The organism is Dechloromonas sp. ZY10 (assembly GCF_041378895.1).
GTDB lineage: Bacteria > Pseudomonadota > Gammaproteobacteria > Burkholderiales > Rhodocyclaceae > Azonexus > Azonexus aquae.
Window position 1 is genome coordinate 3,447,801 of the sequence record NZ_CP144212.1, and the last position, 16,172, is coordinate 3,463,972.

Here is a 16,172-nt window from a genome sequence, read left to right on the forward strand (position 1 = left end):
CAATTGGCGCAGGCCGACTCAGCGCCCAGCCTGCGGCAAGGCCTTCTGTACCAGGCGTACCCAGTAGGCAACGCCGAGGCCGAGAATGTCGTCGTTGAAGTCGTAATGCGGGTTGTGCAGGGTGCAGCCACCGGTGCCCGGCCCGTTGCCGAGCCAGACGTAGCAGCCGGGTTTTTCGCGCAGCATGTAGGCGAAATCCTCGGCGCCCATCGACGGCAGCACGTCGGTCAGCACCTTGTCGCCACCAAACACCTCGGCCGCGACCTCGCGGCAGAAATTCGCCTCATTGAGGCTGTTGACCGTGGCGGGGTAACGGTGGTCGAAATGCACCGAAATCTGCGCCCCGTTGGCCGCCGCGATGCCGCTGCACAGGCGCTCGATGGCGCGTTCGACGGTTTCCTGCACTTCGCTCTTGAAGCTGCGGATGGTGCCGCGCAGCACCACTTCCTCGGGAATCACGTTCCAGGCCTCGCCGGCGTGGAACTGGGTGACGCTGACCACCGCCGACTCACAGGGATGCAGGTTGCGGCTGACCACGGTCTGCAATGCCTGCACCAGTTGGGCGCCGGCGACGATGGCATCGACGCCCTGGTGCGGCATCGCCGCGTGGCAGCCGTGGCCACGGACGACGATCTCGAAGCCGCAGGTACCAGCCATCACCGGCCCCGGCATCACCGCCATTTCTCCAACCGGGATGCCCGGCCAGTTGTGCAGGCCATAGACCGACTCGACCGGGAAGCGCTCGAACAAGCCGTCCTCGATCATCACCGCCGCCCCACCTTCCGACTCCTCGGCGGGCTGGAAGATGAATACTGCGACCCCATCGAAATCCGGGTGCGCGGCCAGATGACGGGCGGCACCGAGCAGCATCGCGGTATGCCCGTCGTGGCCGCAGCCGTGCATTTTTCCGGGGTGTTTCGAACGGTGCGGAAATTCGTTGAGTTCGGGCAGCGGCAAGGCATCCATGTCGGCGCGCAAGCCGATCATCCGCCCCGAGCTGCCGGCACGCAGCACGCCGACGACACCGGTGCGGGCGATGCCGCGATGCACCTCCAGACCATAACTCTCCAGTTCGCTGGCAACCAGGTCGGCGGTACGGTGTTCGTCAAAAGCCAGTTCCGGGTGCGCATGAATATCGCGGCGCAACGCAGTCAACTCGGCGAGAAAGGGAAAAATCGGGGCGTGGGGCATGAATCATCGTCTCCTGTGGCGTGGCCGTCGCGATCGGCAGAGCGCGGGCTGGTCGTTGCAGAGCATCTGCGGATTATGCCGCAGCTTGCCGCCTGCTGCCGCCTTGATTATCCTGCCGGGCATGGAACTCGTTCTCATTAGCGGCCTCTCCGGCTCCGGCAAGTCGGTTGCCCTGCACCTGCTCGAAGACGCCGGCTATTACTGCGTCGACAACTTGCCGGTGGTGCTCTTGCCGACCCTGGTGCGAATGCTGCGCAACGAAGGCGTAGTGCGGGTCGCAGTTGCCATCGACTCGCGCTCCGGCGGCCTCGGCATCGAACAGGTGCCGGAAAAGCTGCAACTGCTGGCCGACGAAGGCACCCGGCCGACTTTCCTCTTCCTTTATGCCGGCGACGAGATCCTGCTCAAACGCTATTCCGAGTCGCGGCGGCGCCACCCGCTCAGCGGCGAGGGCATCTCGCTGCTCGAAGCGATCCAGCAGGAACGCCGGCTGCTCGAACCGATTGCCAGCCTCGGCCATCGCATCGACACCAGCAACCTCAAGGCCAACGCACTGCGCGAGTGGGTCCGCCAGTTCATCGAATCCGAGCCCGGTCAAGGACTGACGCTGATGTTCGAATCCTTCGGCTTCAAGCACGGCCTGCCGCTCGACGCCGATCTGGTCTTCGACGTGCGCTGCCTGCCCAATCCGCATTACGAAGCCAGCCTGCGCCCGCTGACCGGCCGCGACCAGCCGGTGATCGACTTTCTCGAAGGCCAGAGCGAAGTCTGCCGGATGCGCGGCGACATCCGCCGTTTCGTCGCCGACTGGCTGCCTGCCTACGTCCGCGACAACCGCAACTACCTGACCGTGGCCATCGGCTGCACCGGCGGCCAGCATCGCTCGGTTTTCATCGCCGAATGGCTGGCCCGCGAATTTGCCGGCCAGGCCCGCGTGCTGGTCCGCCACCGTTCGCTGGCCGGGCACTAGGCCAGTGCGCTGGTCTGCCCTGTTTCGTCCCGGCGACTGGCTGGTGCTGCTTGCCACTGCCGCCGCCGTCGCCGTCAGCCTGCCGCGCTTGTGGCAGAGCGGGATCGGCGAGCACGCAGTAATCCGCCAGGAAGGCCGGATCTTTGCCACCCTTGACCTCGGCCAGCCCCGCCAGATTGAAGTCGGCGGGCCGCTCGGCAACACGCTGATCGCGGTCGAGCCCGGCCGCGCCCGCGTCGTGGCCGACCCGGGGCCGCGCCAGTATTGCGTGCGCCAGGGCTGGCTCAGCCGGCCGGGCGAAATCGCGATCTGCGCCCCCAACCGCGTCAGCCTGCAAATCACCGGCCGCACCCGCGTCTATGACTCGCTCAGTTATTGAACTCCGGGTCAGCGACGAGGACCGGCGGATCGCCGGTCTGGCCAGCGCGGCGGTCCTGCTGTCGCTGGTCGATGCCGCCGTGCCCTCACCCTTGCCCGGCATCAAGCCGGGCCTGGCCAATATCGTCACCCTGGTGGTGCTGCTGCGCCACGGCTGGGGTACGGCGATCTGGGTCAGTCTGCTGCGCGTGCTCGCCGCCAGCCTGCTGCTCGGCTACTTTCTCGCCCCCGGTTTTTTCCTGTCGCTGAGCGGCACCGTGTGCAGCCTGCTGACGCTCGGACTGGCCCGACATCTGCCGTCCCGCTGGTTCGGGCCGGTCAGCCTGTCGATCTTCGCCGCCCTCGCCCACATTGGGGGCCAACTGCTGCTGGCCCGGCTGTGGCTGATCCCGCACGACGGGGTTTTCCTGCTCGCGCCGCTGTTCGCCGCCGCCGCGCTGTTCTTTGGTACGCTCAACGGCCTGGTCGCCGCCCGCCTGCTGGCGGAACCGGCGCCTACCTCGCCTGTCCACGACTGACCATGATGCTCCCAAGCCAAGCCACCTCACCGACCATTTGCCTGGCCCTGACCGGCGCCTCCGGCATGCCCTACGGCCTGCGCCTGCTCGAATGCCTGCTCGCCGCCGGCTGCCGGGTGCAATTGCTGTATTCGCAGGCGGCGCAGATCGTCGCCCGCCAGGAACTCGCTTTCGAGCTGCCGTCGCGCCCGGCCGACGCAAAGGCCTGCCTGCTCGAACGCTTTCCCACGGTCGACGGCGAAAAACTACAGGTTTTCGGCCGCGAGGAATGGTTTGCTCCGGTTGCTTCCGGCTCCAACCCGCCCGACGCGATGGTCGTCTGCCCGTGCAGCATGGGAACGCTGGCGGCGATTGCCCAGGGCCTGTCCGACAACCTGATCGAACGCGCCGCCGATGTCGTACTTAAGGAAGGCCGCAAGCTGGTCCTGGTCCCGCGCGAGACCCCATTTTCGGTCATCCACCTGGAAAACATGCTGCGCCTGGCCCGCGCCGGCGCCGTGATCCTGCCGCCCAGCCCGGGCTTTTACCAGCACCCGCAAAGCATCGGCGAAATCGTTGATTTCGTCGTCGCCCGCATCCTCGACCAATTGCGCATCCCGCATGCGCTGCAACAGCGCTGGGGCGACTGACCGGAGTTTCCCCGGCCAAGCCACCGCTATTCGTGGCGATGCTCAAGCCAGCGCAGCAGGGTCGCATACAGCGCCTGCGGATCGACCGGCTTGCTGACAAAATCGTTCATCCCGGCATCGAGGCAGCGCGCCCGGTCTTCGGCAAAGGCATTCGCGGTCATCGCGATCACCGGCAGGGAGTCGAGCGCCGGCTGCTGGCGAATCCGGCGGCTGGCTTCAAGACCATCCATGTTCGGCATCTGCATATCCATCAGGACCAGATCGTAGGCAACCTCGTCAATCCGTTGCAACGCCTCGCCACCATCGACGGCGAGATCGACGCGGAGGCCGACATCTTCGAGCAGCATCTGGCCGACTTCACGATTGATCGGTTCATCCTCGACCAGCAGCACCCGGCGACCGACGTGGCGCTGCCGCAACTGGGCTTCGGGATGTTCCGCGTCCGCCGGACAATTCCGGATGGCTGCCGAATCGGCCTTGCTCAAGATCGCCGAGAACCAGAACAGGCTGCCTTCGCCGAGGCGGCTTTCAACCCCAACCTCGCCGCCCATCATCGCCGCCAGCTTGCGGGTGATGATCAGCCCGAGTCCGGTGCCGCCAAAGCGGCGGGTCGTGGAGTTGTCGCCTTGTTCGAAGGGAGCAAACAGGCGCGGCAGATGTTCTGCGGCAATGCCCACACCGCTGTCGCGGACCTCGAAGCGGATCGTCACCGTTGTTTCGGTTTCCTGCAGCAACACGGTACGCAAGCAGACTTCGCCCTGATCGGTGAATTTAAGTGCATTCCCGGCATAGTTGAGCAAGGCCTGCTGCAAGCGCAGCGGGTCACCGAGCAGCGGCAAGGCATAGGCAGCAGGCTCGACCCGCAAGCCCAGCCGCTTGTTGCGCGCAGTATCGCGCAACATCGATGCGACATTGCCGAGCACTGCTGCCAGGTGTAGCGGCAAAGACTCCAGACGGAATTTTCCGGCCTCGATTTTCGAAAAGTCGAGAATGTCGTTGATCACCCCGAGCAGATGGCGGGCCGCCATATCGATGCTGTCGAGCCGCTCGGCCTGCCGCTGCGAAACTCCCTCGCGCCGCATCACCCCGGCCATGCCGATGATCGCGTTCATCGGCGTACGGATTTCGTGGCTCATGTTGGCCAGGAACACACTCTTGGCCCGGCTGGCGGCTTCGGCCAGCTGGCGAGCCTGCTCGGCCTCGGCGGTCCGCTCGGCCACCCGCTCTTCCAGTGTTTCGTTAAGTTCGCGCAACGCGAATTCGACCTGCTTCAATTCCGATATGTCGGACTGGTGGGCGATCCACACCTCACCCAGCTCCGGATGCTGGAAAGCACCGATATTCACCGCGCACCAGAAACTGCTGCCGTCCCGGCGCCGGTTGAGCACCTCGCCACTCCAGTAGCCAGCAGCACGCAGGCTGGCGACGATCTGCGGGTCGCTACGCTCGGGCAACCCCGGCGGTGGCAGGGTTGGCTCCGGATCGCCGAAAATTTCCCGGAAGCGGCGATTACAGTAAAGCAACTGCCCATCGGCGGCACGCACCAGACTGACAGCCTCAGCCGCCTGTGCAGTGATTTCGCTTTGCAGGCGCAAGCTGGCCTCGGCATGCTTGCGTGCGCTGATGTCGCGGACAAACACATAAAACGAGCCCCCCTCGCGGGTGCTGTACACCACGCTGATCTCGACATCCCAAAGGCTGCCGTCCTTCTTCCGGTGACGGGTTTCGAACAGATCGCTGCCACAGGCCAGAACCCGCTCGATATGCGCAGTCACGGCACCGGCATCCTCATTGGCCTCAAGCAAAGCCAGCGGTGCGCCGAGCAGTTCGCCGACCGGATAGCCGGAAGCGTCGGCATAGGCACTATTCACTTCACGGATGCGGCCACTGCGGTCGATCCGCAGAAAACCGTCGAGCGAAGCGCGCAGGATGTCGTGCAGGGTTTCGTGGTTTTCCTGCAATTCACGATAGGGCGCATGGACGCCAGCTACATACAAGGCCCGATAGATCAGCAGGTAGGAGAGCGCCTTGTAGACGTGACCAAGCAGATTGAACAGGTCGGTCACGTCCTGATACAAGGTAAAGAACATTTCCGCCAGCCCCAGCCCCCAGGCCGCCGCCGCCAGCCAGCCGAGATTGCTGCGCCGCTCGCCATATTCGCGCCGGCCCCGCCGCCACAGCAGCCATGCCGCGAGCAGGTAGATCGCGGTCAGGGCATATTCGCTGCCGATCTTGAGGGCAGTCAGCCCTTGCCCGGGAATGAAGGTGCGCGGCAGCAAGTCGGCATGGAACAAGCCCACCCACCAGACCAGCAGCGCCAGCGACAATGCCGCCAGCAATCCGCCCCAGGCCCCCGCCGCCGGCCAGCGCCGATTGGCAAGCAAGGCGACCGCAAGCAGGGCCAGCGCCCCGATCAGACGCCCGGCCAGCCAGAAATTGATCGCTTTCTCGGGTCCGCTGGGAGTTACCAGCGCCGGCATCCCGGTATAGGACAAGGTGTGCGCCAGATCGATCAGTCCGATGCACAGGAAGGCACAGCCAAGCAGCAGAGCATGGCTGCTGGCCGGTTGCCGGCGCAGGTTCCAGGCCAGGGCGAAAACCATCGCCGAAACAGCCATGGCGATGAACTCAAGCGCAGTATGCAGGGGCAGATAGTGCGCCGGCGTCGAGAAAAAACGGCTGGCCGGCAGCCACTGGCCAAATAGCAGCACCAGAGTCAGCGCCGCCATCCAGACCCGCGGATCACTCCATGCCGAGAAACTATTTTCCTTGCCGATCTCCACACGCCTCCCAGCGAGTTATTTTTCCCACTTTGTCTGTGCGTGATGATACCCTGCCTGCCGGCCCAACTGTCCGTTTTGCATATCCGATGTCTGCCGTCCTTGCTGCCGTCGATTTAACCCCGTTCAACACGCTGGCCCTGCCGGGCCGTGCTGCCGCCTATCTGAAAATCACCGATCCGGGGCAGTTGACCGTGGAAGCGCTGCAGGACACCCGTCGCTTCGTTCTCGGCGGCGGCTCCAACCTCGTCCTGCGCGGCGACTTCGACGGCCTCTTGCTGCATATGGCAATTGGCGGCCGCCGCCTGCTGCGTGAAGATGCCGAGGCCTGGTACATCGAAGCCGGCGCCGGCGAAAACTGGCACGGCTTCGTGCAATGGACCCTGGAGCAAGGCTGGCCCGGCCTGGAAAACCTGGCCCTGATCCCTGGCAGCGTCGGTGCTGCGCCGATCCAGAACATCGGTGCTTACGGCCTCGAAGTCGGCGAGCGCATCCACTCGCTGCAGGTCTGGGATTTCAAGAAAAAGGCACTGATCACGGTCGACCGCAAAGGCTGCCATTTCGGCTACCGGGACAGTGTTTTCAAGCAACACGGATGGCATACCGACGGCCGGATGGTGATCGTCAGCGTCGTATTCCGCCTGCCCAAGGCCTGGCAAGCCAACTGCCGCTATCACGACGTGGCCGAGGAATTGGCGGCCCGCGGGATTGCTGACCCCGCCCCCCGGGACATCGCCGAGGCCATTGTTGCCATTCGCCAGCGCAAGCTGCCCGATCCAGCAAAGTTGCCGAATGTCGGCAGTTTTTTCCAGAACCCGGTAGTCTCGCGCGACAAGTGTGCGGCACTGCTGGCGATTCACCCGGACATGCCGCGCTACCCGCAAAACGACGGCCGCACCAAGCTGGCCGCCGGCTGGCTGATCGAGCAGGCGGGCTGGAAGGGACGCGACCTCGGACCGGTCGGGATGTACGAAGAGCAGGCACTGGTCCTGGTCAATCGCGGCGGCGCCACCGGCAGCGATGTCGAACGGACGATGCAGGCGGTACAAGAGGCCGTGCGCGACGGTTTCGGCGTCGAACTTATTCCCGAACCGGTGTTTCTGTAAGCAGGCAACCGGCCAGCGCCCGCGCCAGCGCCGCAGCCATCCGCTGCTGCCGAGCGGGATCGCGAAGTTCCAGTTCTTCCTCGCGGTGCTTGATCACGCCGGCCTCGAACAACAGCGCCGGCAAGCGGGTCCGGTAAAGCACGACCAGATTGTCGTAATACCAGACGCCATTTTCGGCATCGGCAGCACGATGCTTGCGCCCGTGCCAAGGCGTCGGAACAAAGCCGGCCTCGCGCAGGGCCCGGCCGGCCGCAACGGCACAGCGCAAACTGATGGCCGGCTCGGGGTTGGCGGCCGAGATGAAAATCCCGTAACCGCGCTTGTGCTCGGTATAACTTGCCGCCTCGCCATCCCAGTCCCATTCCTGCAGATACTCCTCGCTGATCGAATCATGATGGATGGAAATGAACAGATCGCTGTTGCCGGCCTGGCGCGGCCGTTCGACCAGACTGCCGATCTCGCCGGCAAAATTGACCGGCCGCACGGCCACTCCGTAGGCGGGCAGCGCGGTGGCCAGGACCTCGGCAAAATCGCGGTTGAAGGCGAATTCGCTGCGTCCGCGGGCGCTGGCTGCACCGCCATCGCGAATCCCATGGCCAACATCGACCGCTACCAGCGGAGGGGGCCGGCTACCTGCGGCCAAAGCCACGGTCGACAGGAAAAAAAGGCAAAAAACGACTAGGGGTCGGATTATCATCGCAGGCACTCCGGCAGGCGCCGCAGACTAGCACGCCACTGCCCCGACCGCAGCCCCGCAACCCTTTGTATTCCACCCACCACTGCTTTCCCGCCATGCCCGCACTGACCGTTTTCTCCCAGGCCCAGCCGACCCCGACCTTCGACCATCCCCGCCCCGACCGCCTGCTTGCCGGCAATCCCCTGCGCACCACCCGGCAGTACTTCGCCAGCGATGATGGCACGCGTACTGCAGGTATCTGGCACTGCGAGCCGGGGGCCTGGCAAATTGCCTTCGCTGCCGGCAAGGATGAATTTTTCTGCATCATCGAAGGCCGGATCCGGATCACCGACCACAACGGCATTGCCGCTGAATTCGGTCCCGGCGAGGCCGGAGTGATTCCGTCCGGGTTCACCGGCAGCTTCGAGGTGCTGGCACCGGTCCGTAAATATTATGTGGTGATGGAGCCCGTTGCCTGAATCAGTTATAGTTGCCCGGATACTTTCACGGTCATGCCCAATGAATGAAAACACCAGTCCGCCGATGCGTGGCACCTCGGCCCACATGCCTGACCTGAACTGGAGCCAGGTCCGCGAAACCGTGCTCCTGCTCGAACTGGCCGCACTGCAGATCGAGGCTGCAATGAAAGACAGCCACTCCTCGGTCGAGGTGTTGACCCAGTCGTTCACCACCATGGCCGGCTACATGCAGCAGATCGGCTCGACCCTGCATGCCTTGCCCGACGAAGGCGAGGCGGGACAGGCCAAAAGCGAATTGCTTGCCGTCAGCAGCAATGTTTCCGGCATGGTGCATCAGGCGATCATCGCCTTCCAGTTCTACGACAAGCTGGTCCAGCGCCTGGCCCACGTCGGCCACAGCCTGGGCGACCTCAGCGACCTGGTCGGCGATGGCCGCCGCCTGTTCAACCCCGGCGAATGGGTAGACCTGCAAAGTCGCATCCGCGCCAAGTACACCACCGTCGAAGAAGTGGCGATGTTCGATGCAGTCATGCACGGCGTCCCGGTCGAGGAAGCCGTTGAACGCTTCATGGCCGAGATGAAGGAAAAAGACGACGACATCGAACTGTTCTGACCCCGCTGAATGCAGAAGAGGCAGGAGTAAGCCCATGACCACCCCCGATTTTCCGCAGCTTCCCGGCATCAATACCGAAGATGGCCTGGCCCGGATGATGCACAAGCCCAGTCTGTACGAAAAAGTGCTGCGCGACTTTCACGCCCGCTTCATCGACGAACTGCCGCAATTGCAGGTTCTGCTGGCCGGAGCCGACTATGCAGCGGCGGCCCACCGGGTGCACAGCGCCAAAGGCCTGGCCGGAACCATCGGTGCCATCGCCCTGCAGGATCTCGCCCGCCAGCTAGAAGCCCCTCTGCGCGAAGGACAGGCGCCAGCCGGTGAGCAGCTCGCCGCCTTCGCTGCCGAACTGGAACGGGTGCTGCAAGGTATCCGCAGCGCCTTTCCCGGCTGAACCACGGTCAACCGCGGCCAGGCTCAAAAATCGCTGGCCGCTTCCCAGATGATGTTGGCTTCAGGCCCCGCTTTGGCCGTTCGCTCCAAGGCATCGAGCAGCGGCCAGGCGCGCTGACCGAAGCTCACCGGTAGCGGCTTTTTCTCGCGCCGGCATTCCGCTTCCTCAGCCTCGTCTGGTGCCGGCGGCGCCGCTCTCATCGCCTCGCGCAAGGCGGCAGCTGCCGCCAGCATCTCCGGCTGCAAGAACACTCCGCGCGCGGTGCATTCCTTGCCCATGGCCTGCAGCAAGGCCCTTGCCGTTTCGGCATACATCAGGATTTCTCCGGTTTCGGAGGATTCAAATCTGACCAGCAATCCATTTCTCCTCATGGTCTTGCCCCTGGCCGGCCAAGCTCTGGCATCGAACAAGAAGCAGCGACACGGTTGTAATCCTCCCGTCGCATCATGCAGAATGCAGGCAGAGTCGGAGGAATGCGATGAATATTAACGCCGTTCATCTCGAAACAGGTGCGGACGAACTGGAACGCTTGGCGCTCGAAGAATGTTTCAAGCGCATGCGTCACGATCATACGGTCAGCGTTTTTGTCACACCGGCAGGACGCTGCGAGTTGGCCGCCAAATTTGCCCGCATGGGTGCCCTGGTTGATGTTGCCGACCACGCCGAGTGCCGCCAGGATATCGAAGGCCGCATCCTGGCCGCCGGTTGCGGCGCGGAGATCCGCTTTCTCGGTGCTGCGCTGCCGGAAGCCGCAGGGCAGGCCGTTACCGAACCCTACGACATCATTTTCGTCCGTCGCGGGCTGTGCTCGGTGCCTTACCCGGAAGCCAAGCGCATCGTCCGCCAGTTGCTGCAAAAGCTCAAAATCGGCGGCCGCATCTATCTATCCATCCTCGGCCTGCACTCTGAACTGGGTGATGGCTACAGCGCCCTCGACCTGCCGGTCGGCAAACGCTTCGGCCCGCTGGCCCCGGCGATCGCCCAGAAATACGGCATCAGCAGCGATATCTGCCTGTACACCGAACGCGACCTGTTCATGCTGCTGCTTGAATCCGGCGCCAGCGTCCTGCGCACGATGACCACTTCCTACGGCAGCGTCAAGGCGGTGGGTGGCCGTACCTGAAATTCCCATGCGCGAGGCTGGCGACGACGAACTGGAAGTCCTGTTTGCGCGTGGTCTGGGGCGGCTACAGGGCGGCGACCCGACAGGTGCCGTGCAGGCATTCGCCGTTGCCCGCGAGATCGCTCCCGGCATTCCCGAAATTCACGCCAATCTCGCCCTCGCCCACGAAGCCTGCGGAAACATTGGCGCCGCCCAAGCCGCTTATCGCGAAGCCCTGTGGCTGGCCCCTGACGATGTCCAGATCCTGCTCAATTACGGCGCCCTGCTGACCCGCCAGCAGCAATTTGGTGAAGCCGAACTCAGCTACCGGCAAGCCCTGGAACTGCAGCCCGACCATCCCGCCATCTGGTCCAACCTGGGCGTGCTCTACGCCTGCCTGCAGCGCGAAATCCTGGCGGAGGACTGCTACCGGCAGGCGCTCGAACTCGACCCGGCGCATCGCAACAGCCAGTTCAACCTGGCTTATCTGCTGCTCCGCCAAGGTCGCCTCAACGAAGGCTGGCAACGCCTCGAAGCCCGTGACAGCCGCCACCACCTGTTGCAGACCCTAGCGCTACCGGAATGGCAGGGGCAGGACCTGCGGGGACGACGGATCGTGATTGCAGCCGAGGGCGGCCACGGCGACATGCTGCATTTTGGCCGCTACGGCGCCTGCCTCAAGGCCGCCGGTGCGGCCAGCGTCGGCATTGTCGCCTATCCCGGATTGCGCAGCCTGTTTTTGGCCCTGAGCGGCGTGGACCGGGTACTGGCGCACGACACACCGCTGACGGCCGCCGAATGGGACTACTGGGTCGCCCCGTTGAGCCTGCCCGGGCAACTGGGCGGTGACGCCGGAGAAGTGCCTGCGCAACTCCCCTACCTGCGCGTCGATACCACCAAATACGAGTACTGGCACAACCGCCTGCCACGCTCCGGCCAGCGGCGGATCGGACTGGTATGGCAGGGAAACCCGCAGTTCGCCAACGACCGCCAGCGTTCCTTGCCCACCCCGGAGTTGCTGGCGCCATTGCTCGCGCTGCCTGACTGCGAATTTTTCTCCTTGCACCGCGACGGTGCCGCTCCGCTCGCCGGCGTCTGCGAACTGGGCGCCGAACTGGCCGATTTCTCCGACAGCGCCGCCGCCTTGCAGCAACTCGACCTGCTGATCAGTGTCGACACCGCGCTGGTTCATCTTGCCGGTGCCCTCGCCCGCCCTTGCTGGATGATGTTGCCGGCCTATCAGACCGACTGGCGCTGGGGCAAGCAAGGTACCGAGAGCCTCTGGTACCCACAGGTGCTGCGCCTCTACCGCCAGCCTGCACCGGGTGACTGGCGCACGGTGATTGACCGGATCGCCGAGGACCTGCGGCAATTCACCGGAACCGCAAGATGAACCCACCGCTGCGACTCGGCGTAGACCTTGGCGGCAGCAAGATCGAAATCCTCGCTCTCGCTGCCGACGGGCAGGAACGGCTGCGCCGCCGGATCGCAACGCCGCAAGGCGACTATCAGGCGACCGTGATGGCCATCGCCGGGCTGGTCGAAGCCGTCGAAAACGAATTGCACCAGCGCGGCAGCGTCGGGATCGGAATTCCTGGCGCCGAATCGCTGAGCAGCGGCCTGATCAAGAATGCCAACTCGACCTGCCTGATCGGCAAACCACTGCGCCGCGACCTGCAAGCGCTGCTGCAACGCGAAGTGAGGCTGGCCAACGACGCCAACTGCTTCGCCTTGTCCGAAGCCCGCGACGGCAGCGGCTACGGTGCCGCCAGCGTCTTCGGGGTGATCCTCGGTACTGGCGTTGGCGGCGGCATCGTCATCGACGGCCACATTCTTGCCGGCCACAACGCGATCGCCGGTGAATGGGGGCACAACCCGCTACCACCCGGCAGCCCCGAGGAATGGCCGGGCCCCGCCTGCTACTGCGGCCGTCGCGGCTGCATCGAAAGCTGGCTCTCCGGGCCGGCGCTGGCAGCCGACCACCTGCGCCACAGCGGCGAAGCGCTCAGCGCCGAGCAGATCGGCGAGCGCGCTGCCGCCGGCGATGCCGCCTGCGCGGCCAGCCTGAGCCGTTACGAAAGCCGGCTGGGGCGAGCGCTGGCGACGGTGATCAACCTGCTCGACCCGGAGGTGATCGTGCTCGGCGGCGGGCTGTCGAAAATCTCGCAGTTCTACCGGAATCTGCCGGCCAGCTGCGCGCCGCACGTCTTTTCCGATACCTTCAGCACCCGCATCGTTGCCCCCCGGCATGGCGACTCGTCCGGAGTGCGCGGTGCGGCCTGGCTGTGGCCGGCGCCGGGTTAGCCAGCACACTGCTCGATGCACTGCGCAGCAGCGGACATCATGGCAGCTTTGATGGCACAATCAGACGATGCATCCCACCCAGCTATTCATCGGCGAACTCCGCCCCCTACCGCAATCCGGTCGCCCCAGCGGCATTTTCAAAACCCCGGTCTGCGCACCGGTGAGCATCGCCGAGACCGGCTTCGCCGGCGACCAGCAGGCTGACCTGCGCGTACACGGCGGTCCGGAAAAGGCTGTACACCTCTACCCGGCAGATCACTATCCACGCCTGGCAGCGGCCTTTCCCGAAGTTGCTGCGCAACTGGTTCCGGGCAGTCTCGGCGAGAATATCTCGGTGGCCGGGCTCGACGAGCACGCGGTCCGGATTGGCGAAACCTTTGCCCTCGGCAGTGCAGTCCTGCAGCTTTGCCAACCGCGCAATCCGTGCTGGAAAATCGACGAGCGCTTCGGCGTGGACGGCATGGCCGCGCTGATTGCCCGAGAGCAGCTGACCGGCTGGTATTTCCGCGTCTGTCAGCCGGGGCTGGCTGACAATGGGACGCCCTTGCGCTCGCTGGGTGCGCCGCCGCAAGCCCCGACGCTGTATGCGGCGATGCACAGCTGGCAAGCGCATCGCCCCGACCCGGCACAACTCGAACAATTGGCTGCAACGCCGGGCATTGCCCGGCACTGGCAAGCCAAGATCGAACAGCGGCTGGCCTGGCTGCGTGCGTACCCTGCCGCCCTCCCCACTCCGGTCGCCAGCTTCCACCCCCGACCGGCAACCGACTGATCCCCGCCCCTAGTTTCCCGGCAGTGACCCCATGACTCAAGCTTCCACCATCGATACCCGCCTCTATCTCCGCCTGCTGCTGCCCTTCGCCGCCGGCTACTTCCTGTCCTACCTGTTCCGTACCGCCAACGCGGTGATCGGGCCGGTACTGGGCAACGAACTGGCGCTCCCCGACAACGCCCTCGGCCTGCTCACCAGCACCTATTTCCTCGCTTTCGGAGCCGCCCAGTTGCCGCTCGGCATCCTCCTCGACCGCTTCGGGCCACGCCAGGTCGAAGCCCTGCTGCTGCTGGTGGCGGCTGGCGGTGCGGTGGCTTTTGCGCTGGCCGACAGCCTCTCCGGCCTGGCCACCGGCCGGGCGTTGATTGGCCTCGGCGTCGCCGCCTGCCTGATGGCCTCGCTGAAAGCCTTCTCCCAATGGTTTCCGCCTGAGCGCCACGCCTCGCTGACCGGCTGGATCATGGCTTCGGGCGGTCTCGGCGCACTTGCCGCCGCCAAACCGCTGGAGTTAGCCCTCGGCTATTCGAGCTGGCGCAGCATCATGCTCGGGCTGGCCGTCGCCACCGTCGCCGTCGCCCTGATCCTGTGGCTGTTCGTTCCCGACAAAAAAGAGGCCCAGCACCAGGGCAGCGGCCTGCACGCGCAGCTCTCCGGCGTGGTTCAAGTCTTTTCGCATCCGCACTTCTGGCGCTACGTGCCGATGGGCTTTTTCTTCACCGGCGGCTTCATGGCCGTGCAGGGCCTGTGGGCCTCGCGCTGGATGATGGTGCTCGAACATCTCGACGCGGCCCAGGTCGCCGCCCGGCTCACCTGGATGAGCGCGGCGATGCTCGGCGGCTTCCTGTTCATGGGCTTCTTCGCGACTACACTGGTGCGGCGCGGGCTGAGCATGGAACGGCTGTATCTCTACGCAATGAGCCTGTCCACCCTGGTCCTGGCCCTGCTCTGCGCCAGCCCGGAACTCGCCGGCTGGCTGCTGTGGCCTATCCTCGGCGCCTGCTTCTCGCTCTCCAACCTGTCTTACTCGCTGGTTGCGCAAGCTTTCCCGCCAACCCTGTCGGGACGGGCAACGACTGCCCTCAACCTGCTCATCTTTGCCGGTGCCTTCGGCTTGCAATGGGGTACCGGCGTCCTCGTTGACGCCTTGCGGGCGGGCGGCTGGGAGGCCGGCGGCGCGTTTCGCGCCGCCTTCCTGACCCTGTTAGGCGGTCAACTGCTGGCGCTCGCCTGGCTGGTGCTCAGTGGCCGACGCGCTCGCTGACGCTTCCTCGATGGCCAGGTCGACCTGCATCAGCTGGCCGGCCTGGCCGGCCTCGCTGAGATAGACGCCGGCAGCGCGGATTTCGCCGAGCAAGGCGTTGTCGGCCGTCTTCAGCGAAAACGGTGCCGTCACCCGCGCCGTGGCCAGCGCCCCGATCCCGGCTTCGGCCAGGGTTTTGCTGCCGTCCACGGTCCACAGCCGCAAACGCGAAAAATCGGGGTCGCCTTCATCGACCCAGCCGTTGCCGTCGCGGTCGAGTTGCGCCAGGTCGGCAAAGCCATCGCCGCTGGTCACCCCGAACAACTCCTTGCCGTTATCGGCCTTGCCATTGCCGTTGCGGTCGAAGACCAGAAAGCCGCAACCGCGATTGAGGCCGGGAATGCGTTCGGCCTGACCGTCGGCATCGAGGTCGAAATCAATCCGCTGCTCGCTCAGTTCGGCCGCGCAGCCGGGATAGCTGAGGATCAGCGGATCGCGCAACTGGGTCACGCCTTCACTCGATTCCAGCGAGGTTTTTTCGAATTCACGGGCGCGGGCGAATGAGAAATTGAAATCGAGGCTGCGCCCGTCGGCGCAAACCACCTTGCCCTGGCCGCAGACCTCGCTGCGCTCGCTCTCATACAGGTATTCAAAGCGCGTCGAACGCCAGGCGATTTCGCCACTCACCGCCGGTGTCGCTGCCAGCTCTCCCGGCTCTTGCGGCTTGCCGCGTGCCTCGCCTGGCGTGCAGCCCTCCGGCAAGGCCGGCGATTTTTCGCATTTTTTGCCGTCGACCGCGGCAATGATGGCATCAATCAGGGACTGCAACATTTTCTGCACCCGCTTTTTCGCTGCCTCGGCATTTTCTCCTTCCGCCGCCTTCAAGTCCGAAAAAACCCGGCGAAACTCGCGCTGCATGGTGACTTCGACCTTGTGCGTCCGCTTGGCTTCGTGGCTGGCCTGCAACTGCAGGCTGGATTCCTGGATTTTCATGATCCCTCCTCGACGTGACTGGGAGAA

The 16,172-nt window shown here is 64.9% G+C and carries 18 protein-coding genes; 13 read left to right on the forward strand and 5 right to left on the reverse strand.

From position 1 onward, the window contains the following. Window positions 1-18: 18 nt before the first annotated feature. Window positions 19-1,191, reverse strand: a complete 1,173-nt coding sequence (locus tag VX159_RS15795; protein ID WP_371323829.1) for a M20 aminoacylase family protein — start codon at window positions 1,189-1,191, stop codon at window positions 19-21. A gap of 121 nt (window positions 1,192-1,312) precedes the next feature. Here VX159_RS15795 and rapZ point away from each other — a divergent pair, with 121 nt between their 5' ends. The 4 genes from rapZ to VX159_RS15815 are packed head-to-tail and all read left to right on the forward strand — an operon-like array spanning window position 1,313 to window position 3,686. Continuing rightward, the gene (gene rapZ / locus VX159_RS15800; RefSeq protein ID WP_371325543.1) at window positions 1,313-2,161 is read left to right on the forward strand and encodes an RNase adapter RapZ; all 849 of its coding nucleotides are present in this window, start codon (window positions 1,313-1,315) and stop codon (window positions 2,159-2,161) included. A gap of 4 nt (window positions 2,162-2,165) precedes the next feature. Continuing rightward, window positions 2,166-2,540: a NusG domain II-containing protein gene (locus tag VX159_RS15805; RefSeq protein WP_371323830.1), complete on the forward strand. Its 375-nt coding sequence runs from the start codon at window positions 2,166-2,168 to the stop codon at window positions 2,538-2,540. Further along, on the forward strand, window positions 2,521-3,057 hold the full coding sequence (locus VX159_RS15810) for a Gx transporter family protein (RefSeq protein WP_371323831.1): 537 nt from the start codon (window positions 2,521-2,523) through the stop codon (window positions 3,055-3,057). Before VX159_RS15805 ends, VX159_RS15810 begins: the two co-directional genes overlap by 20 nt. A 2-nt stretch (window positions 3,058-3,059) precedes the next feature. Next, window positions 3,060-3,686 (forward strand): flavin prenyltransferase UbiX, encoded by a 627-nt coding sequence (locus tag VX159_RS15815; protein WP_371323832.1) that lies wholly within the window; start codon window positions 3,060-3,062, stop codon window positions 3,684-3,686. Window positions 3,687-3,712: 26 nt separating this feature from the next. Here VX159_RS15815 and VX159_RS15820 read toward each other — a convergent pair whose 3' ends face one another. After that, entirely contained in the window at window positions 3,713-6,469 is a 2,757-nt protein-coding gene (locus tag VX159_RS15820) for an MASE3 domain-containing protein (RefSeq protein ID WP_371323833.1), read from the reverse strand. An 86-nt stretch (window positions 6,470-6,555) separates the two neighbouring features. On the opposite strand from VX159_RS15820, the gene murB reads away from it, so the two are divergent. After that, window positions 6,556-7,572 (forward strand): UDP-N-acetylmuramate dehydrogenase, encoded by a 1,017-nt coding sequence (murB, locus tag VX159_RS15825; RefSeq protein WP_371323834.1) that lies wholly within the window; start codon window positions 6,556-6,558, stop codon window positions 7,570-7,572. Here murB and VX159_RS15830 read toward each other — a convergent pair. After that, window positions 7,547-8,269 (reverse strand): N-acetylmuramoyl-L-alanine amidase, encoded by a 723-nt coding sequence (locus tag VX159_RS15830; RefSeq protein ID WP_371323835.1) that lies wholly within the window; start codon window positions 8,267-8,269, stop codon window positions 7,547-7,549. The two genes, murB and VX159_RS15830, sit on opposite strands and share 26 nt — an antisense overlap. Window positions 8,270-8,364: 95 nt before the next feature. Between VX159_RS15830 and VX159_RS15835 the strand changes: the two genes are divergently transcribed. From VX159_RS15835 to VX159_RS15845, 3 genes are read left to right on the forward strand one after another with little or no spacing between them, the layout of a single operon-like run. Then, complete coding sequence (locus tag VX159_RS15835) at window positions 8,365-8,727, forward strand: cupin domain-containing protein (RefSeq protein WP_371323836.1); 363 nt, start codon at window positions 8,365-8,367, stop codon at window positions 8,725-8,727. Window positions 8,728-8,767: 40 nt separating this feature from the next. Beyond that, window positions 8,768-9,340, forward strand: a complete 573-nt coding sequence (locus tag VX159_RS15840) for a hypothetical protein (RefSeq protein WP_371323837.1) — start codon at window positions 8,768-8,770, stop codon at window positions 9,338-9,340. A gap of 34 nt (window positions 9,341-9,374) precedes the next feature. Next, on the forward strand, window positions 9,375-9,734 hold the full coding sequence (locus VX159_RS15845; RefSeq protein WP_371323838.1) for an Hpt domain-containing protein: 360 nt from the start codon (window positions 9,375-9,377) through the stop codon (window positions 9,732-9,734). 23 nt (window positions 9,735-9,757) lie between these two features. Here VX159_RS15845 and VX159_RS15850 read toward each other — a convergent pair whose 3' ends face one another. After that, complete coding sequence (locus VX159_RS15850) at window positions 9,758-10,090, reverse strand: DUF1840 family protein (RefSeq protein WP_371323839.1); 333 nt, start codon at window positions 10,088-10,090, stop codon at window positions 9,758-9,760. Window positions 10,091-10,212: 122 nt separating this feature from the next. Between VX159_RS15850 and VX159_RS15855 the strand changes: the two genes are divergently transcribed. The 5 genes from VX159_RS15855 to VX159_RS15875 all read left to right on the forward strand — a co-directional run bounded on the left by VX159_RS15855 (window position 10,213) and on the right by VX159_RS15875 (window position 15,173). Further along, on the forward strand, window positions 10,213-10,857 hold the full coding sequence (locus VX159_RS15855; protein WP_371323840.1) for a hypothetical protein: 645 nt from the start codon (window positions 10,213-10,215) through the stop codon (window positions 10,855-10,857). Window positions 10,858-10,864: 7 nt separating this feature from the next. Next, window positions 10,865-12,229, forward strand: a complete 1,365-nt coding sequence (locus VX159_RS15860; RefSeq protein WP_371323841.1) for a tetratricopeptide repeat protein — start codon at window positions 10,865-10,867, stop codon at window positions 12,227-12,229. Then, window positions 12,226-13,140 carry an ROK family protein gene (locus VX159_RS15865; RefSeq protein ID WP_371323842.1) on the forward strand — a complete coding sequence of 305 codons (915 nt, stop codon included), beginning with the start codon at window positions 12,226-12,228 and terminating at the stop codon, window positions 13,138-13,140. The genes VX159_RS15860 and VX159_RS15865 overlap by 4 nt, the downstream gene beginning before the upstream one ends. Window positions 13,141-13,207: 67 nt before the next feature. Beyond that, the gene (locus VX159_RS15870; protein WP_371323843.1) at window positions 13,208-13,912 is read left to right on the forward strand and encodes an MOSC domain-containing protein; all 705 of its coding nucleotides are present in this window, start codon (window positions 13,208-13,210) and stop codon (window positions 13,910-13,912) included. 31 nt (window positions 13,913-13,943) lie between these two features. After that, on the forward strand, window positions 13,944-15,173 hold the full coding sequence (locus VX159_RS15875) for a nitrate/nitrite transporter (RefSeq protein WP_371323844.1): 1,230 nt from the start codon (window positions 13,944-13,946) through the stop codon (window positions 15,171-15,173). Here the strand turns inward: VX159_RS15875 and VX159_RS15880 are convergent. Further along, a complete protein-coding gene (locus VX159_RS15880; protein ID WP_371323845.1) occupies window positions 15,114-16,145 on the reverse strand; it encodes a hypothetical protein in 1,032 nt (343 codons plus the stop codon). The genes VX159_RS15875 and VX159_RS15880 overlap by 60 nt on opposite strands. Window positions 16,146-16,172: the final 27 nt, after the last annotated feature.